Raw genomic sequence first — 18755 nt, forward strand, 5'->3', positions numbered from 1 at the left:
CCTTAGAAGTTATTTCCGAGATTCAGGTAAAACGCTCGTTGGCCGTCATCATTTAATCCATAGCTAAAGTTAAGCGGCCCCAGTGGAGTATCGAATCCCAGGAAAATACTACCTGCGGTGATTGAGCCGCTGTCATAGTTATTTCCATTGTTCCAGATACGCCCTTGCTCAAGACTTCCTCCGAGATAAACAGGGAAGTCGAGCGGTAGGAGTGAGCGCTCTGTCATCCGACGATAATAGATCAGCCGCCCCAACGTGTAATTCTGGCCAGACAGGGCATCCTGTCGATAACCGGAAAGTTGCCTTGCGCCGCCCAAGAGATAGCTGCTGGTTACCGTGTCAATATCGTTGAACGTTCGGCCGTAATAACCACCTAGAACTAGAGTGTCTTGGCCAAACGTTAACGCCTTGTCTAATTTGAACTCCATCTGCTGGTAACGCTCATCCGAGCCAAGGCTGGTATCAAACTGGCGAAGGGTTACGGAAATATCTTCTCCCTCATTGGGAAAGTCCACATTATCCATGGTATCGAATGAGTATTTCAGCTCATAGAAGCCTTCGCTAAAGGTATCGGTCGGGAGATTCGAATTACCGATATGGACCTTCGTTTTACCCCAGCGCTGACCGATGCCAAAGCGGATCTCGCCATTGTTGTTAATCTGTCTCCCGACATTAAACCCGTACCCATACCGCTCACGACGATATTCAGCTATAGGGTCATTATCCTGGACGGCTTCGATGTTTTGTGCGTCCGCACTCAGATAGGGCGCAAAGAAATATCGTGAGCCTACATCCAGCGGCTGATAGAACTCTGTGTAAAGTTCTTGTTTGTCGCCAACCTGAAGGCGGGTCAGCCATTCGGCGCCTAATTTATTGATGCCGTTTATCCGATAGCTGGCGCCTATATTGAAAGCGCTGTCGCCCTCCATGTCGTCTGAAAGATTCAAGCCTAGCCGCAGAAAATCAGTGCCGCTGCGTTTTCCGAGTGCATGAATTACAAGGGCATTATCGTCTTCGCCTTTTTTCTTTTGTCGGACGATGCGGTATTCCACCTGATCAAAGTAGTCGAGCCCATAAATGGTGCCCATATCGTCTTTTAACTTTTCTAGATCAAGCGGTTCGCCTAATGACTGACGTACGTAATGCCGGATAACATTGTCGCTTACCTTGGAGTCGTTTTCGATCCGTACCTCTGTAATGATCGGGTTTCGCTGCCCCGGCTGGCGTGCAATGGACAATGCAATGTCCGTATCGTCCACTGGCGGGCGCCTCAGACTGGTCAGGCGAGAAGACAACGCCTGAGTGGCGCGATAGCCAGCGTCAATTAATTCATTGACGCTACCAAAGTCAGCGCTGGTGTACGCAGCCAGCGGTGGTTCAACCAAAATATCTTTGGATGTGAGTGTTGCCAGCTGAGCTTCGGAGTTGTTGCGTGTCATCAGGGTAGTGGACTGGTTGAGCACGTCTACAACGGTAGTGAGCTCTTTGCGTTTCAGCAGTGGAGTGCCGATATCAACAGCAATAACCCTATCAACGCCCATGCTGCGAGCGACATCGATAGGGATGTTATCAACCATGCCACCATCGACTAGCAAGCGTCCGTCTACATCAACCGGTGCAAATACGGCTGGAATTGACATGCTGGCTCGAATAGCCCGGGGCAAATGTCCCTTGCTGAACACAACTTTTTCGCCTGTCACGATATCAGTGGCAACGGCACGAAAGGGAATAGCCAATTTATCGAAGTTTCGCGTTTCGCTCGTGTGGACCAGCAGGCTTTCCAGTAGCATGGAAAGATTCTGGCCTTGAATGACACCAATCGGAAGGCCCAGCGTTCCATCGTCTCGAAAGCTGAGTTGCTGCTTGATGAGAAAGTCTCTGTCATCCTGCTTTCGTCGAAACGGAACGTCCTTACGGGGAGGTTGATCCGAAAGTACCTGCTGCCAGTCCATTTCTTTGGCAATGCGCTCGATTTCATCAACTTTATAGCCAGCTGCATACAAACCGCCAATGACTGCGCCCATGCTGGTTCCAGCGATAGCATCGACATGAATGCCTTGTTCTTCCAAAGCTTTCAATACGCCGATATGAGCGAGTCCGCGCGCTGCGCCCCCGGATAATACCAGCCCTATTTTAGGGTGAACTTGGTCACTCCATGAAAGGCTTGGCAGTAACAGTAGTAAGCAAAGAAATAGGTATCGCATGAGCAAGCCACAGGCAGGCGAGAGACGGGAAGCTTATTATAAGCAGCTCAAAAGAGGAGAATGGGATGACTGAGCAAAAGCCAGAGGTGGTTATTACCTATTGCACACAATGCCAGTGGCTACTGCGGGCGGCCTGGATGGCGCAGGAGCTGTTAAGTACCTTTGCTACTGAGCTGGGTCGGGTCAGCCTTGAGCCATCGACAGGTGGTACTTTTCAGATTACTTGTGACGGGGTTCTCATATGGGAAAGAAAACGAGATGGAGGTTTTCCTGAGGCCAAGGTCTTGAAACAGCGTGTTCGCGACCTTATTAATCCGGATAAGGATTTAGGTCATAGTGATCGGCAAGGTAAACAAGATTCTATGCCTGAGCGATAAAGCCGCTCAGGCATAACTACGAATCCTGGCGTCACACCTCGGAGGTCATCCTTGCATTGGCAGGCTCGCTGATTCGTTCAGTTCTTGCTGGTGCAGCCACTTCCGCAGCGCGGATGTTAACGGCATGCAAGCCCTTGGGGCCTTGAATGATTTCAAAATTCACGGCCTGGCCAGCTTTCAGTGTTCGATAGCCGTCCATCTGGATTGCTGAATAATGAGCGAATAGGTCTTCGTCGCTTCCTTCCGCTACTATGAAGCCGTATCCCTTGGCATTGTTGAACCACTTGACTTTGCCGCTGAGCATGCTGGCATCCCTCTGCAAAGGACTCCACAGGTGGAGTATTATCCCACTACAGTCCCGTTCAGATAGTCTTGAACGCACTAAAACACGGAACCCCTGGTACCCTTATGGGTATCCAAAGGTTTTAACACCCTTTTAGGGTTAGTCAAGGCGATGCGATATTCGCCTGAGAAGTAGATCAAGGTCTTTGCGGACCTTCTAATCCATTCACTAGAAAAAATTTCTTGAGCATGCATCCAATCAGCCATATTCGACTAACATCAGAACAAGGCCCTTCACATCACGAGGATGACGGTGCAGGCCTGGCTGTCCAGGAAGCAAAACCTGCATTGAAGGCTCCGTCGTTGTATAAGGTACTTATGTTCAACGACGACTACACCCCGATGGAGTTTGTTGTTGAGGTGCTTGAGAAGTTCTTTAGCATGAATCGTGAAAAGGCCACACAGATAATGTTGGTCGTTCACACCCAAGGTAAGGCCGTGTGTGGAGTCTTTACTCGCGACATTGCTGAAACCAAGGCCATGCAAGTGAATCAATATGCTAGGGAGAGCCAGCATCCGCTCCTTTGTGAGATTGAAATAGAAAGTTGATCTGTGCCTGGCTATGAGGTGAAGCTATGTTGAATCGTGAGCTCGAAGTCACCCTCAATCTTGCCTTCAAGGAGGCAAGAACGAAGCGTCATGAATTCATGACTGTCGAACACCTCCTCCTCGCGTTGCTGGATAACGAAGCGGCTGCAACAGTGCTTCGTGCATGTGGTGCGAACATGGATAAGTTGCGGCGGGATCTGCACGAGTTTATCGACTCGACGACTCCGCTCATCCCGCAGCAAGATGAAGAGCGTGAAACCCAGCCTACGCTTGGTTTCCAGCGTGTCCTGCAGCGTGCTGTTTTCCATGTGCAAAGTTCCGGCAAGCGAGAGGTAACCGGAGCGAACGTCCTTGTTGCGATTTTTTCAGAGCAGGAAAGCCAGGCGGTCTTTTTGCTCAAGCAACAGAGCGTAGCGCGTATTGATGTTGTCAATTTTATCGCTCATGGGATCTCCAAGGTGCCTGGCACCAATGAGAGAGACCAAGAGCAGGATCAGCCTGACGAGGAGGGCGGAGAAACAACCGCTAGCAACCATCCTCTGGAGGCTTATGCAAGTAATCTGAACGAGTTGGCTCGTCAGGGTCGTATCGATCCTCTTGTCGGTCGTGAGAACGAAGTAGAGCGTGTCGCCCAGATTCTGGCTCGCCGCCGCAAGAACAATCCTTTGCTGGTGGGTGAGGCCGGGGTAGGCAAAACGGCGATTGCTGAAGGTTTGGCCAAGCGCATCGTTGATGGGCAGGTGCCTGATCTGCTGGCTGATAGTGTCGTTTATTCACTTGACTTGGGTGCGCTGCTGGCTGGTACCAAGTACCGCGGCGATTTTGAGAAGCGCTTCAAGGGGTTGCTACACGAGTTGCGTAAGCGTCCCCATGCTGTGTTGTTTATTGACGAGATCCACACAATCATCGGTGCAGGTGCCGCATCTGGTGGTGTAATGGATGCTTCCAACCTGCTCAAGCCATTGTTGTCATCGGGTGAAATCCGCTGCATCGGCTCAACAACCTTCCAGGAATTCCGCGGTATTTTCGAGAAAGATCGTGCCTTGGCGCGCCGGTTCCAGAAAGTTGATGTGGTTGAGCCTTCCGTTGAAGATACCTTTGGTATCTTGCGAGGCTTGAAAGCTCGCTTTGAGCAACACCATGGTATTGAGTACAGTGACGAGGCACTGCGTGCCGCCGCCGATTTGGCTGCGCGTTATATTAATGATCGACATATGCCGGACAAGGCTATCGACGTCATTGATGAGGCGGGTGCCTTCCAGCGATTACAGCCTGAATCGAAGCGTGTGCAGCGTATCGAAGTCGCACAGGTTGAGGACATCGTTGCCAAGATTGCTCGAATTCCTCCAAAGACGGTCAATACGTCGGACAAGGAGCTTCTGCGTAATCTGGAGCGCGATCTGAAATTGACGGTATTTGGTCAGGACATGGCAATCGACTCGCTGTCGACTGCTATCAAGCTCTCGCGAGCTGGTCTTAAATCGCCCGACAAGCCGGTCGGCTCCTTCCTGTTTGCCGGTCCTACCGGTGTTGGTAAGACAGAGGTGGCAAGACAGCTAGCTAAAGCGTTAGGGATCGAATTGATCCGCTTCGATATGTCGGAGTATATGGAGCGTCATACCGTTTCGCGTTTGATCGGTGCGCCTCCTGGCTACGTTGGCTTTGACCAGGGTGGTCTGCTGACTGAAGCTATTACCAAGACGCCGCATTGTGTACTTCTGCTTGATGAGATCGAAAAGGCGCATCCTGAGGTCTTTAACCTGCTTCTGCAGGTCATGGATCATGGTACGTTGACGGATAACAACGGCCGTAAGGCTGATTTCCGTAACGTTATTGTGATTCTCACGACCAACGCAGGTGCTGAAACCGCTTCTCGTGCCTCGATCGGCTTCACGTTGCAAGATCACTCAACCGACGCAATGGAAGTTATCAAGAAGAGCTTTACACCTGAGTTCCGTAACCGCCTGGATACCATTATCCAGTTTGGTCGCCTTAGCCACGAAACCATCAAGAGCATCGTGGATAAATTCCTCACTGAGTTGCAAGCTCAGCTGGAAGATAAACGCGTTCAGCTTGAGGTCTCGGATGCTGCCCGCGGCTGGCTGGCTACCAATGGTTATGATCCTCAGATGGGAGCTCGGCCCATGGGGCGTCTCATTCAGGATAAGATCAAGCGGCCGCTGGCTGAAGAGATCTTGTTTGGTGAGTTGGCTGAACATGGGGGGGTGGTTCACATCGATCTCAAGGGTGATGAGTTAGCCTTTGAGTACGAAACTACGGCGGAGCCTGCATAAAGAGGTTGCGCCCACAAAAAAGCCCGGCATATGCCGGGCTTTTTTGTGGAGGTATCAACGAGCGCGATACGTGATTCGACCTTTACTCAGATCGTAGGGCGTCAGTTCCACGCGCACCTTGTCTCCGGTTAGGATACGAATGTAGTTCTTGCGCATCTTTCCAGAAATATGCGCCGTAACGACGTGCCCATTTTCCAACTCCACGCGGAACATGGTGTTAGGCAGGGTGTCGACGACAGTACCTTCCATTTCGAAGCTGTCTTCTTTCGACATAGGTTATGAAGCCCCTCGGTAACATAAAAATGCCTGGACCATCCAGGCGGAAAATCGGCATGCATTGTGCCCGAAAAACTCAATCGATGCCATGTCTGATGTCAGGACACTCGAACCCAGCGTTGATTGACAAAGAGTTCGATTGGCCGATATTGAGTCTTATAGGACATCTTTCGACAGCCTTTGATCCAATAACCGAGATAAACCGCTTCAAGATTCAGGCGTGCCGTTTCCGCGATCTGCCAGAGAATGCCAAACGTACCAAGACTTCTACGTTCCTCGTCTGGATCATAGAAGGTATACACGGCAGACAGGCCGTTGGGTAACACATCGGTTACTGCAACGCCAACCAAGCGTTCGCCCAAGCGCATTTCGTAAAAAAAGGCGTAAGGCAGCTCCCGGATAAGAAAGGTCGTAAACTGTTCTCGGCTTGGAGGGTACATGTCTCCGTCTGCATGCCGTTCCGTAATGTAGCGTGCATATAGTCGATAATGCTCTTCTGTAAAGCGAGGCCTACGCTTTTCAATGGTGATATCTGCATTTCGCTTGAGAATACGCTTCTGACGTCTATCGGGAACAAAATCGGCAGCGCGAATACGTGCCGGAACGCACGCCTTGCATTGCTGGCAGTGAGGTCGATATAGATGATCTCCGCTGCGCCTGAAACCTAATTCAGAGAGTTCGGCATACAGCTGGCCGCTCATGGGTTGGGCGGGGTCGAGAAAGAGCGTGGTTGCCTGCTGGTCAGGCAGGTAGCTGCAAGTGTGCGGCTGAGTGGCGTAAAACTTCAATCGGGCCAGCTCGCTCATAATCTACCTCTAGGAAAACATGAGGAAGGTAATCAATCCTGTCATGCCGGTTGCGAAGACCAGTCTGCTTTAGATGTTTCGTCCAGGTATCGTGCCAAATAGTTCGAAAATTGCGTACGAGAAATGCTCGTCGCGCCAAAGCTTTCAAGATGTCGCGTGGGCATCTGGCAATCAATCAGCGCGAAGTCCCATTCTGCCAGTTGCTGAGCCAATGTAGCGAAACCAACCTTGGACGCGTTGGCGGTGCGGCTAAACATGGACTCTCCAAAGAATAGTTTACCGATTGCCAAGCCATACAGGCCGCCGACGAGCGAGTCTTCTTCCCAAACTTCGACTGAATGAGCAATGCCTCGTTTGTAAAGCTCTACATAGGCCTGCTGCATTTCCGAGGTGATCCATGTTTCGTGGGTATAATCTCGTGGTTCAGAGCACCCCTTGATGACCTGCGCAAAATCTTTGTCAAAGGTCACCGTAAAGCGTTGCTGACGAATCAGCTTTGCAAGGCTGCGAGAGATATGGATCTCTTCAGGTATCAATACCGTTCTGGGGTCGGGTGACCACCAAAGAATGGGTTGGTCAGCCTGGAACCATGGAAAGCAACCGTGACGATAGGCGGCAATCAAGCGTTCGGGTGAAAGGTCACCGCCTATCGCAAGCAGCCCATTAGGTTCGCTCAGCGCACTACTGAGCGGCGGAAATTGTATAAAGTCGCGTTTCAACCAAGTCAGCATGGAAGGGGAGGGGGTTAACAAAGTAGTCTTCAGGCTAACTCCGATTACTGGCAAGCGCCAGTTTTCCCTTTTGATTTAAACTTTGTTGAGGAATGCTGCATAACTCTTTGTCACAACAGCAAAAGAATGTTCCAATGCATGGTTCACGGCTAAAGTCGTGGTAAAAATAGGTCATTGTTGTTGCGACTCGGTTTTTCGTATGGAACGAGCTGCGTAGGGTCGTAGAATGCTGCCTTGTTTCTTTTCATCTTCACGTTGTCGGTGCAGGAAAAGTCGCGTTTGAAACAATCTACTTCTGCCAGCCATGTGACACAGTGGCGCGAACACCTTCATTATCGTTTGAAGGAGGTGTTGCTTATCGCATTAGCCGCCTTGTGTCTGTATACGCTGATGGCTTTATTGACCTATGACCCCTCTGATCCAGGCTGGACGCACACCAGTCGTATAGATCAGATCCACAACGCTGCAGGGCGTGCTGGCGCATGGCTGGCTGATGTCCTCTTTATGGCGTTGGGATACTTCGCTTTCATTTTTCCGTTGCTGTTAGGCATCAAGACCTGGCAGGTGTTCAGGCATCGCTATATGCCATGGGAATGGAGCGGGTGGCTGTTTTCATGGCGTCTGACCGGACTGGTTTTCCTTATTCTGGCAGGCTCTGCACTGGCTTACATTCACTTTCACGCTGACGCCCATTTGCCGGCTTCGGCAGGCGGGGCGCTTGGAGAAAGCCTGGGGCAACTTGCCCTTAATGCTCTAAATGTGCAGGGCAGTACATTGCTATTTTTAGCAGTATTCCTGTTGGGCCTGACCGTTTTTACCGATCTCTCCTGGTTTAAGGTCATGGACCTGACAGGAAAGATTACGCTTGATTTATTCGAGCTTGTTCAGGGAGGCGCCAGCCGCTGGATGGGTAGCCGCAGTGAGCGGAAGCGTCTTGCTTCACAACTGCAGGATGACGAGTATTACGACGATGAAGAGCTTGAGGTTGAGGAGGAAGAACCTCAGGCGCCTATCAAGCGAGAAGCTAAAAAGACTCGTGAGCGTGTCGTTGAAACCGTTGAGCTTGATGATGAATCTCTGGTGCCTGAGCGCAAGTCCGTTCCCGCTATGCCAGTTAATGAGCGGCCTGTAGTGGAAAAGCCTCAAGCTGCCAAGCCAGCACCTCAGATTAATATGCCAGCGCCTGCTCCGATCCCTAAGCCGATCGAGGCAAAACGATCCGCTCCGCCTGCCGCGCACGTTGTTGATTCAGCCGTTGAAGGTACGATACCACCGATATCCTTGCTGGATCCGGCAGAGAAAAAACAGCAGAGTTTTTCTCCAGAGTCGCTTGAGACGATGTCACGTCTGCTTGAGATAAAACTCAAGGAGTTTGGCGTCGAGGTCACAGTCGAGTCGGTTCACCCGGGACCAGTCATTACTCGTTTTGAGATACAACCTGCTGCTGGAGTGAAAGTCAGCCGTATTTCTAACTTGGCGAAAGATCTGGCGCGCTCACTGGCTGTTTTCAGTGTTCGGGTTGTTGAGGTCATTCCGGGCAAAACTACTGTCGGTATCGAGATTCCAAATGAAGACCGACAGATGGTGCGTTTTTCTGAAGTACTGGAGTCTCCTGAATATGAGGCCTCCAAGTCGCCCGTGACGCTCGCCCTAGGCCATGACATTGGCGGTAGGCCTGTTATCGCGGATTTGGCCAAAATGCCGCACTTGCTTGTAGCAGGTACCACAGGCTCGGGTAAGTCCGTTGGCGTAAACGCTATGCTTCTGTCGATTCTGTTCAAGTCGACGCCCGAAGAGGCGCGGTTGATCATGATCGACCCCAAGATGTTGGAATTGTCTATCTACGAGGGCATTCCACACCTTCTTTGCCCTGTCGTGACGGACATGAAAGAGGCTGCCAATGCGCTGCGCTGGAGCGTAGCCGAAATGGAGCGGCGCTATAAGCTCATGGCTGCTATGGGGGTCAGAAACCTTGCTGGCTTCAACCGCAAGATCAAGGACGCGGAGGAGGCAGGGGCACCTCTGACAGATCCTCTTTATCGACGCGAAAGCATGGATGACGAGGCGCCGCTTCTAAAAGCGCTGCCTACGATCGTTGTAGTTGTCGATGAATTCGCCGACATGATGATGATTGTTGGCAAAAAAGTGGAAGAACTGATTGCGCGTATTGCTCAAAAGGCGCGTGCTGCAGGTATTCACCTGATCCTGGCCACGCAGCGCCCTTCGGTAGATGTGATTACCGGCCTGATCAAGGCCAACATCCCGACGCGTATGGCTTTCCAAGTATCGAGCAAGATCGACTCTCGAACCATTCTTGATCAGGGTGGTGCAGAACAGCTGCTGGGGCATGGTGACATGCTCTATCTCCCACCAGGCACGGGTCTTCCTATTCGTGTCCATGGCGCTTTCGTCTCAGATGACGAGGTGCATCGCCTGGTTGAAGCCTGGAAACAACGCGGCGCGCCTGACTACATTGAAGACATCCTTGCGGGGGCAGATGAGGGCGGTGGCTCGTTTGAGGGTGGTAGCGGTGGTGATGGTAGTGAAGGAAATGAAGACGATCCCCTTTACGATGAGGCTGTCCGCTTTGTAACGGAAAGCCGCAGGGCCTCGATTTCTGCAGTTCAGCGCAAGCTCAAGATCGGTTATAACCGTGCTGCGCGAATGATCGAGGCCATGGAGATGGCTGGAGTTGTCACGCCTATGAATACGAACGGTTCAAGAGAGGTGATTGCACCTTCTCCTGTGCGTGATTAACCAATGTTTAAGAGGAATTCCATGCGATTGACTCGCTTGTTTGCCCTGGCAATTACAACTTTTCTAAGCGTCTCGGCTCAGGCTGCATCGGATGCAGCGGACCGTCTTTCCCAGTATCTGGAGAAGGCGCAGACCATGACGGCTCGCTTTTCCCAGCTGACTCTAGATGGCTCCGGGACCCGTCTTCAGGAGACTGCGGGTAATTTGAGTCTCAAGCGGCCAGGTCTTTTTCGTTGGCATACAGATTCTCCCATGGAGCAGTTGCTGGTGTCTGATGGGCAAAAAGTATGGCTATACGATCCAGACCTTGAGCAGGTGACTATTCAGAAGCTGGATCAGCGCCTAACCCAGACGCCTGCGTTGCTATTGTCCGGTGATGTGTCGAAGATTGAGGACAGTTTTACAATTACCTACAAGCAAAGCGGTAACGTGACTGATTTTGTACTCAAGCCTAAAACCAGCGATACGCTGTTTGACAGCTTGCGCCTCTCATTTCGCGGTAACGTAATCAACGATATGCAGCTAATCGATAGCGTCGGTCAACGCACCAATATCCTGTTCTTCAACGTAAAAATGAATGAGCCGGTAAACGCCTCGGAATTCGTGTTTGAAATTCCTAAAGGTGCCGACGTCATTCAGGAGTGATCCTGCCCCATGGATCTATTCCGCGCAACGCCTGTGGCCCAGCCGCTGGCTGCTCGTATGCGTGCCACCACCCTGGACGAATACGTTGGCCAGCAGCATTTGCTTGCCCGAGGAAAACCTCTGCGAGAAGCACTGGAGCAGGGCGCGCTGCATTCCATGATTTTCTGGGGCCCACCAGGCGTCGGCAAGACGACATTGGCGCGTTTGCTGGCTGAAGTCAGCGATGCTCATTTCGAGACGATCTCGGCGGTTCTTTCTGGTGTAAAGGAGATCCGTCAGGCTGTTGAGACAGCCCGGCAGCAGGCTGCTCAGTATGGGCGTCGAACCATATTGTTCGTTGATGAAGTTCACCGCTTCAATAAATCCCAGCAAGATGCGTTTCTTCCCTATGTGGAAGACGGCACCCTTTTGTTTATTGGAGCGACGACTGAAAACCCTTCTTTTGAACTTAATAATGCGCTTCTTTCAAGAGCACGTGTTTATGTTCTCAAAAGCCTGGATGAAGAGGCCTTAACTCAGCTTACCAATCGAGCGCTGTTTGAAGACAAGGGCCTTGGTAAGCGCCGGTTAAGCCTTCCAGAAGAAAGTCGGAAAATTTTATTGGCCGCTGCCGATGGAGATGGCCGCAGGTTACTCAATCTACTTGAAAATGCGGCCGATCTGGCTGAAGACGGCACAGACATAAGTCCGGATCTTTTACAAAGCTTGCTCGGTGATGGGCGCCGCCGTTTCGATAAAGGCGGTGAAGCGTTTTACGATCAAATTTCTGCGTTGCATAAGTCTGTTCGGGGTTCTAATCCCGACGCAACCTTATATTGGTATGCCCGTATGATCGATGGAGGCTGCGATCCGCTCTACATTGCTCGTCGTGTTGTGCGGATGGCCAGTGAAGATATCGGTAATGCCGATCCGCGTGCATTATCAATCTGTCTTTCTGCCTGGGATGTCCAAGAGCGGTTGGGCAGCCCGGAGGGTGAGCTTGCTATTGCGCAGGCCTTGGTTTACTTGGCCTGTGCGCCTAAAAGCAATGCGGTATACAAAGCATTCAACATGGCAATGGCAGATGTCAGGCAGAATGGCTCTCATGAAGTTCCTGTACATCTTCGTAATGCGCCAACCAAACTGATGAAGTCGTTGGGGTATGGTGAGGAGTATCGCTATGCACATGATGAACCTGATGCATATGCGGCAGGTGAAGATTATTTTCCCGAGGATAAGGCGCCGGTTCATTACTACGAGCCTGTACCGCGCGGTTTAGAACTCAAAATTCGTGACAAGCTCAGTCATTTGGCTGACTTGGATAGGGCCAGTCTGCGCCAGCGGCGGAAAGCGCCATGACGCCCATGATCCTGGCTATCGCAGCGGGTGGTGTACTAGGCACTCTGTTGCGATTTATCACGACATCCTGGATAACGGCGAGCTGGCCTAAGCATTTCTACATGGGCACATTGATCGTCAACTATGTGGGCTGCTTGCTGATCGGTGTTTTATACGGTCTTTTCCTTATTCGACCTGATGTGCCTGCGGAGCTAAGAGCAGGGCTTATCGTTGGCTTTCTAGGTGGCTTAACAACTTTTTCTTCCTTTTCCCTTGATACATTACGCTTGCTGGAAGGTGGCCAGGCTTTGCTTGCCATTGGATATGCCACGGCCAGCGTCGTAGGTGGTTTGCTTGCTACGTGGGCAGGCCTGTCATTGACAAAACTCTGATACGAGAAAAAACATGCTTGATGCAAAACTGGTACGTACACAGCCTCAGGAAGTGGCAGAACGCCTTGCCGCGCGTGGTTTCACGCTTGATGTACAGCGCATCGAATCCTTGGAATCAACTCGCAAGTCTGTGCAAACACGTACCGAGGAGCTTCAGGCTGAACGTAACAGTCGATCAAAGGCCATTGGTCAAGCCAAGGCGCGCGGTGAAGACATCGCGCCGCTTCTGGCCGATGTGGACCGTATGGGAGGCGAACTGGAGACCGCCAAGCGTGAGCTGGACGTGATTCAGTCCGAATTGGATGCTCTGCTGCTAGGGCTGCCTAACTTGCCACATGAGTCCGTTCCAGTAGGCACCAGCGAGGAGGAGAACGTAGAGGTTCGCCGTTGGGGTACTCCTAAGCGTTTTGACTTTGAGGTTAAGGATCATGTAACCCTGGGTGAAGCTCATGGTTGGTTGGATTTTGATACGGCCTCTCGCTTCTCGGGTGCTCGCTTTGCCTTGATGCGAGGCCCTATAGCCCGTCTACACCGTGCATTGGCGCAGTTTATGATCAATCTGCATACGGGCGAGCATGGTTACGAGGAGGCTTACACACCTTATCTTGTCCAGGCCGAGACCTTACAAGGCACAGGGCAGCTTCCTAAGTTTGAGGAAGATCTGTTCAAGGTTCCGCGTGACGGTGAAAGTCCGCTTTATCTGATCCCGACTGCGGAGGTCACATTGACCAATATCGCAGCAGGCAGGATTTTGGACACCAAGGCACTGCCTATTCAGTTGGTAGCCCATACCCCATGCTTCCGTAGTGAGGCGGGTGCTTCCGGACGCGATACGCGGGGCATGATCCGTCAGCACCAGTTCGATAAGGTTGAAATGGTACATATCGTTGAGCCTGCAAAATCTTTCGAGGCATTAGAGGTTCTGACAGGTCATGCTGAGCGTGTTCTGCAACTTCTAGAGTTGCCCTATCGTGTGCTTGCTCTCTGCACTGGCGATATGGGCTTCAGTGCCACCAAAACGTATGACCTTGAAGTATGGATTCCGAGTCAGGATAAATATCGCGAGATTTCTTCCTGCTCTAATTGCGGTGATTTCCAGGCGCGCCGTATGCAGGCTCGGTGGCGTAACCCGGAAACGGGCAAGCCAGAGCTGGTACATACATTAAACGGCTCGGGCTTAGCAGTGGGTCGTACGTTAGTGGCTGTGCTGGAAAATTATCAACAAGCCGATGGAACCATTCGCGTACCGGAAGTCCTCAAGCCGTACATGGGTGGCGTTGAGGTTATTGGCTGATGGAGTTCTTGCCACTGTTTCACAATCTGAGCGGCCGCCCTGTACTGATTGTTGGTGGAGGTGAGGTCGCTTTACGCAAGGCGCGTTTACTTAAGGATGCTGGGGCAATGCTCAAGGTTGTTGCGCCACGCATTCATCCGGCCATGCGAGAATTGATTGAAAATGGTGGCGATTCGTTGATCGAGCGGCCCTACCAGGCAGATGATATGGGTGGGGCTGTCCTGGTTATTGCTGCAACCGATAATGAAGACCTTAACATCCAGGTTTCGGCCCAAGCCAAGGCGATAGGTGTGCCAGTTAATGTGGTGGACTCTCCTACACTGTGCACTGTTATCTTTCCTGCAATTATTGACCGCTCACCTTTGATTGTCGCGGTTTCGAGCGGGGGAGATGCGCCTGTCTTGGCTAGGCTTGTACGAGCCAAACTAGAGAGTTGGATACCTGCTGCATATGGTGAGCTAGCCGGCCTGGCTAAGAAATTTCGTTCTAAGGTTAAGCGCCGTTTTGGTGATGTCCAGGCGAGGCGCGTTTTCTGGGAAGAGGTATTCCAAAGCGAAATTGGCGAAAAGGTACTCGCTGGCCAGCCTCAAGTAGCTGAGCGTTTGCTTGAAGAGAAACTTTGTAACGCATCCTCAAGCGTTAAGGGCGAAGTCTATCTGGTGGGCGCGGGACCGGGCGATCCTGACTTGCTGACATTTAGGGCTTTACGCCTCATGCAGCAGGCCGATGTAGTCTTATACGATCGCTTGGTTGCTCCCGCTATCCTGGATATGTGTCGTAGAGACGCTGATAGAATCTATGTGGGCAAAAAAAGAGCTGAGCACGCGGTTCCGCAAGAAGAAATCAATCAGCTTTTAATTGATCTGGCCGGTCAAGGTAAGCGTGTCCTAAGACTTAAAGGCGGCGATCCGTTTATCTTTGGGCGCGGGGGCGAAGAAATTGAGCGTCTGGCTGCCCATGGGATCGGATTCCAGGTAGTGCCGGGTATTACAGCTGCCAGTGGCTGTGCGGCCTATGCCGGCATACCGCTGACGCACAGAGACTATGCCCAATCTGTACGCTTTATCACAGGCCATTTAAAAAATGACACGTGTGATTTGCCATGGAGTGATTTGACCTCTCCGGGGCAAACGTTGGTTTTTTATATGGGGTTGGTTGGGCTACCAATCATTTGCGAGCAGCTTATCAAGCACGGGCGTGACGCTTGTACGCCGGCCGCCTTGGTTCAGCAAGGCACCACCTCAAGTCAGCGTGTATTTACGGGAACGCTGGCAGATTTACCTGTTCTCGTAGCGCGCCATGAGGTTCATGCGCCTACTCTAATAATCGTAGGTGAGGTCGTAACCTTGCGTGAAAAGCTGGCCTGGTTCGAAGGCCAATCGCATCCTTAACGGTCACTCTGCCATAAACCTACAGCGGGCAACTGCTCTCGATCGTGAGGCGACGTTAAGTCGAGTGCTGGCCCTTTGGGAATGATCCCGTTAGGGTTAATCGTTTCGTGACTGCCATAATAGTGATGCTTGATATGCTCAAAGTTGACAGTCCCTGCAATGCCTGGCCACTGATAGAGCTCCTTCAGCCATCCCTGAAGGTTAGGGTAGTCTGTAATGCGGCGTAGATTGCATTTGAAGTGTCCGTAATAGACTGAGTCGAACCGTATTAATGTTGTAAAAAGTCGCCAATCTGCTTCTGTCAGGTATTTTCCTGTCAGATAGCGATGCCTGCTCAGGCGATTTTCTAGTTGATCAAGAGTAGTAAACAGCTCTTCAAAGGCGAGTTCGTAAGCGTACTGCTCTGTTGCAAATCCAGCCTTATAAACACCGTTATTCACCTTGGCATAGATAAGCTCGTTAAGTGAGTCGATGTCTTGCTGTAATGGTTCTGGATAAAAATCGATGCTGTTGCCTGTCAGTCCGTCAAATGCATGATTCATCATGCGGATGATATCGGCAGACTCATTGTTAACGATGCACTTATGCTTGTTATCCCAAAGCATTGGTACTGTAACGCGACCTGTGTAATGAGGTGTAGCCTCTAGGTAGCGCTCATAAAGAAACCGCTTGGCCTCATCAAGTGTGTCACCCGTTGAGCCGAGCGTTTGATCAAAAGTCCATCCTTTGTCCTTCATAAGCCAACTAACAACGGATACGTCGATAATACTCTCAAGGCCTTTAAGCTTTCGGAAAATAAGGGTGCGATGAGCCCAGGGGCAGGCTAGAGAAATATACAAGCGGTAGCGGTTAGGCTCTGCCTCGAAGCCTGCCTCGCCTGTAGGGCCAGGCTCACCAGTGGGCGTTACCCAGTGTCTGAACTGGGCGCTTTCCCGCTTGAAGCTTCCATCTTCGCCGGTGTCGTACCAGCGGTCCTGCCATTTGCCTTCTATCAATAGGCCCATCGGCTCCTCTCCATATTGTGGAGCCGTCTATTAGTGACGTTGGCTCCAGTAATCTTTTGCCTTGGCTAGAGCGGCTTCCCGGCTGTGGCCAAGCGCTCTCAAACCCAAGGCTATCGTAGAAAGAACGGCCAGTTCGCCGTAGGCATCGTTTGCTTTGCCGGTCCATACATCTAATAGATGATTGGCATCCAGCCGCTCAGGTTTGACGTGTCTTCTTTCTGAAAATGCAGGCCAGGCCTCATTCCATTCAGTGCCGTACTCTGTGCCATAGAGATGAAAATCATTGTCTGGGTTGACTTCAATTTCACCGCCTTCGCCTTTAATCACGATAGCCTTGTCGCCTAATAGGCGGCTGGCTTCACGGTGAATGGGTTGATAGCCTGGGTGAAAGATACTTTGCAGGATGCAAGTTGCGTTGAGCGGATTTAACAGTCTGACCAGCGAATGAATAGGCGAACGCAATCCCAACGTGTTGCGTAAGTTGATCATATGCTGCAAGGCAGGCATCCAGTTTTCCAGTGGCATAAACGCCAGGTGGTCTTTATTTAAAGCTTCCTGTGTCTGGTGCCAATCGTTACAAAGATGAATACCCAGCGTTTCTAGAACCTGCTCAGTATATAGTCGTCCTGCTGTATGAGCGCCGCCGCCGTGAATCAGAATCCGCACACCATGGGATGACAGGCATTTGGTGGCAAGCAGAAACCATGGTAAGTGGCGTTTTTTACCTGCATAGCTAGGCCAGTCCAGATCTACTGGAATGGTCGGGGCGTTGAGATGTGCTCGAATAGCATCGGTAAAGCCGGCAAGCTCTTCTGCGCTTTCTTCCTTGTGTCGAAGCAGCATAAGAAAAGCGCCGAGTTGAACATCCTCGACATTTCCCTTAAGGATCATCCCCATGGCGCACTGGGCTTCTTCGCGAGTTAGGCTGCGTGAACCGCGTTTACCTTTGCCGAGTATGCGTATGAATTGAGCAAAGGGATGCTCTTCAGGCGTCGTTATCATAAGCAATTAGTCGGTTTTGGAAGTCCCGCCAGCTTGGCTGCTAGCTTGGCGGGGCTTCCTTTGAAAAGGAGATTCAAATGAAGGCTGTTACCCTTCTCGGGACCTAAGGTTTGCGCAATATATTTAATCAGCGGACGATTAGCTGGGGAAAGCTGGAACTCAGCATAGAAATCTCTAAGAGCATGAAGGATTTCCCAGTGTTCAGGCGTAAGAGAGAGACCTTCTCGAAGAGCCAGCTCCTCAGCTATTTCAACGGACCAGTCTCCTAGATCCAGTAAATAGCCTTCCTTGTCAACATTGAGTGCAGTCATGGCCAGCTATGTACCTTGTCATAAGCTACACAAAGAGCCACAAAACGATCATAGTCAATCATTTCAAAACGAGATGTTTCTCTGAGTCCACGGGCCTCGACATCTTCTTGAAGAGCAAAGCCTTTGACGCCGGTTTGAAGCGTTTCAAGCAGAGCCGCTGTTCGCGAGCTTTCTTGTAGCAGGTATGTAGCGTCGCCCATTAATAAAAGTGCATCCTGCTCCGCAAGTAGCGGTAGGGCGCTGTCTAGCATCCTGCTCTGGAAAGGCGAAGCCAAGATAAGGTGAAGCGTCTTCACAGTGTAATCACCATGTCGTGCTGATTTAAAAGCAGCCGAGCCTCTTCGGTAGATAGGATCTCAACTTCCAGTTCAAGCGTTGATTGCATTACGTTGCGCTCCAGTAAGCTGCTTTCCAATACATACAGTTTGTCTACGCCGAACAAGGGAAGAGCTTGTAGATTAGCGATCAGGTCTTTTTGCTCAAGATGTGAAGCGGCCTGAGAGGATTGTAATTGGAAAACACCGTCATCCATGAAGAGCATGGCAATGGGCAAATCGAAAGCGCCGCCTGCTAGGGCAATGTCTAGAGCTTCTCGGGCTGCCATGCCCGACCATGGCGCTTGCCGACTAATAATGAGCAGCGACTTTGCCATTAAATGTCTCCAAAGCAAATGAGGCGATCGGCTTCCTGTGCAGCCTCATGAAGCTGCCCTAGACCAGAAAGCTGCCAGGGCTCGTAAAGGTTGGCACTCTGGCGCCCATGGCGATGAGCTTCTTCCGAGCTCAGAATGCCGCGCCGTAAAGCGGCAGAAATGCAGACGACTGAATCCAGCTTATTTTGCTGAATGAATAAGCCCCATTGGCCCGCCCAGTCTTGCTCATCTTGAGGCGTTACGATGGATGAAGAGGCATTGTGTACTCCATCCTGATAGAAAAAAAGACGAGTGATTTCATGGTGCGCGGACAACACGGCCTCAGCAAACCGAAGGGCTCTTCGGGAGGAGGGCGAGTGAGGTGCGGAAAATACAACGATAGCAAATTTCATAAATAAAAAAGGCCCGCCG

Annotated in this window: 20 protein-coding genes; 9 read left to right on the forward strand and 11 right to left on the reverse strand. The window is 51.3% G+C overall.

Annotation, left to right across the window (positions count from 1 at the left end; all coding sequences use genetic code 11):
- Window positions 1-2: 2 nt before the first annotated feature.
- Window positions 3-2204, reverse strand: coding sequence for a patatin-like phospholipase family protein (locus JQR86_RS08440; protein WP_312272090.1), 2202 nt, complete (start codon window positions 2202-2204; stop codon window positions 3-5).
- A 65-nt stretch (window positions 2205-2269) separates the two neighbouring features.
- Between JQR86_RS08440 and JQR86_RS08445 the strand changes: the two genes are divergently transcribed.
- On the forward strand, window positions 2270-2581 hold the full coding sequence (locus tag JQR86_RS08445; RefSeq protein ID WP_404627930.1) for a SelT/SelW/SelH family protein: 312 nt from the start codon (window positions 2270-2272) through the stop codon (window positions 2579-2581).
- Window positions 2582-2612: 31 nt separating this feature from the next.
- On the opposite strand, the gene cspD is transcribed toward JQR86_RS08445, so the two are convergent.
- Complete coding sequence (gene cspD / locus JQR86_RS08450; RefSeq protein WP_010794662.1) at window positions 2613-2885, reverse strand: cold shock domain-containing protein CspD; 273 nt, start codon at window positions 2883-2885, stop codon at window positions 2613-2615.
- Window positions 2886-3112: 227 nt separating this feature from the next.
- Between cspD and clpS the strand changes: the two genes are divergently transcribed.
- Window positions 3113-3472, forward strand: coding sequence for an ATP-dependent Clp protease adapter ClpS (clpS, locus tag JQR86_RS08455; protein WP_026004116.1), 360 nt, complete (start codon window positions 3113-3115; stop codon window positions 3470-3472).
- A 26-nt stretch (window positions 3473-3498) separates the two neighbouring features.
- Window positions 3499-5766 (forward strand): ATP-dependent Clp protease ATP-binding subunit ClpA, encoded by a 2268-nt coding sequence (gene clpA / locus JQR86_RS08460; RefSeq protein WP_074824332.1) that lies wholly within the window; start codon window positions 3499-3501, stop codon window positions 5764-5766.
- A gap of 54 nt (window positions 5767-5820) precedes the next feature.
- Here the strand turns inward: clpA and infA are convergent, their stop codons facing one another.
- From infA to aat, 3 genes are all read right to left on the reverse strand, one after another.
- The gene (infA, locus tag JQR86_RS08465; protein ID WP_002553999.1) at window positions 5821-6039 is read right to left on the reverse strand and encodes a translation initiation factor IF-1; all 219 of its coding nucleotides are present in this window, start codon (window positions 6037-6039) and stop codon (window positions 5821-5823) included.
- 101 nt (window positions 6040-6140) lie between these two features.
- Entirely contained in the window at window positions 6141-6848 is a 708-nt protein-coding gene (locus JQR86_RS08470; protein WP_010794658.1) for an arginyltransferase, read from the reverse strand.
- A gap of 41 nt (window positions 6849-6889) precedes the next feature.
- Window positions 6890-7579, reverse strand: a complete 690-nt coding sequence (gene aat / locus JQR86_RS08475) for a leucyl/phenylalanyl-tRNA--protein transferase (protein ID WP_010794657.1) — start codon at window positions 7577-7579, stop codon at window positions 6890-6892.
- Window positions 7580-7840: 261 nt separating this feature from the next.
- On the opposite strand from aat, the gene JQR86_RS08480 reads away from it, so the two are divergent.
- Genes JQR86_RS08480 through cysG form a run of 6 tightly spaced genes read left to right on the forward strand, consistent with a single transcriptional unit; the run spans window position 7841 to window position 15375 of the window.
- The gene (locus JQR86_RS08480) at window positions 7841-10336 is read left to right on the forward strand and encodes a DNA translocase FtsK (RefSeq protein WP_434154858.1); all 2496 of its coding nucleotides are present in this window, start codon (window positions 7841-7843) and stop codon (window positions 10334-10336) included.
- A gap of 21 nt (window positions 10337-10357) precedes the next feature.
- Window positions 10358-10981 carry an outer membrane lipoprotein chaperone LolA gene (lolA, locus tag JQR86_RS08485; protein WP_010794655.1) on the forward strand — a complete coding sequence of 208 codons (624 nt, stop codon included), beginning with the start codon at window positions 10358-10360 and terminating at the stop codon, window positions 10979-10981.
- A 9-nt stretch (window positions 10982-10990) separates the two neighbouring features.
- Window positions 10991-12319, forward strand: coding sequence for a replication-associated recombination protein A (locus tag JQR86_RS08490; RefSeq protein ID WP_434154683.1), 1329 nt, complete (start codon window positions 10991-10993; stop codon window positions 12317-12319).
- Window positions 12316-12690, forward strand: a complete 375-nt coding sequence (gene crcB / locus JQR86_RS08495) for a fluoride efflux transporter CrcB (protein WP_010794653.1) — start codon at window positions 12316-12318, stop codon at window positions 12688-12690. The genes JQR86_RS08490 and crcB overlap by 4 nt, the downstream gene beginning before the upstream one ends.
- Before the next feature lie 13 nt (window positions 12691-12703).
- Window positions 12704-13984 (forward strand): serine--tRNA ligase, encoded by a 1281-nt coding sequence (gene serS, locus JQR86_RS08500; protein ID WP_434154684.1) that lies wholly within the window; start codon window positions 12704-12706, stop codon window positions 13982-13984.
- A complete protein-coding gene (cysG, locus tag JQR86_RS08505) occupies window positions 13984-15375 on the forward strand; it encodes a siroheme synthase CysG (RefSeq protein ID WP_150347193.1) in 1392 nt (463 codons plus the stop codon). The genes serS and cysG overlap by 1 nt, the downstream gene beginning before the upstream one ends.
- On the opposite strand, the gene JQR86_RS08510 is transcribed toward cysG, so the two are convergent.
- The 6 genes from JQR86_RS08510 to tusD are packed head-to-tail and all read right to left on the reverse strand — an operon-like array spanning window position 15372 to window position 18736.
- Window positions 15372-16379, reverse strand: a complete 1008-nt coding sequence (locus JQR86_RS08510) for a glutathione S-transferase family protein (RefSeq protein ID WP_434154685.1) — start codon at window positions 16377-16379, stop codon at window positions 15372-15374. The genes cysG and JQR86_RS08510 overlap by 4 nt on opposite strands.
- Before the next feature lie 30 nt (window positions 16380-16409).
- Window positions 16410-17381 (reverse strand): glycosyl transferase family protein, encoded by a 972-nt coding sequence (locus tag JQR86_RS08515; RefSeq protein ID WP_434154686.1) that lies wholly within the window; start codon window positions 17379-17381, stop codon window positions 16410-16412.
- Window positions 17378-17692, reverse strand: coding sequence for a TusE/DsrC/DsvC family sulfur relay protein (locus JQR86_RS08520; protein WP_122042359.1), 315 nt, complete (start codon window positions 17690-17692; stop codon window positions 17378-17380). Before JQR86_RS08520 ends, JQR86_RS08515 begins: the two co-directional genes overlap by 4 nt.
- Window positions 17689-17988 carry a sulfurtransferase complex subunit TusB gene (gene tusB, locus JQR86_RS08525; protein WP_037029547.1) on the reverse strand — a complete coding sequence of 100 codons (300 nt, stop codon included), beginning with the start codon at window positions 17986-17988 and terminating at the stop codon, window positions 17689-17691. Before tusB ends, JQR86_RS08520 begins: the two co-directional genes overlap by 4 nt.
- Complete coding sequence (gene tusC / locus JQR86_RS08530; protein ID WP_407361888.1) at window positions 17985-18344, reverse strand: sulfurtransferase complex subunit TusC; 360 nt, start codon at window positions 18342-18344, stop codon at window positions 17985-17987. Before tusC ends, tusB begins: the two co-directional genes overlap by 4 nt.
- Window positions 18344-18736: a sulfurtransferase complex subunit TusD gene (gene tusD / locus JQR86_RS08535; protein ID WP_037029544.1), complete on the reverse strand. Its 393-nt coding sequence runs from the start codon at window positions 18734-18736 to the stop codon at window positions 18344-18346. The genes tusC and tusD overlap by 1 nt, the downstream gene beginning before the upstream one ends.
- Window positions 18737-18755 lie beyond the last annotated feature (19 nt).

Origin of the sequence: Pseudomonas sp. JZ134 (assembly GCF_051027695.1) — a bacterium.
Lineage (GTDB): Bacteria > Pseudomonadota > Gammaproteobacteria > Pseudomonadales > Pseudomonadaceae > Chryseomonas > Chryseomonas luteola.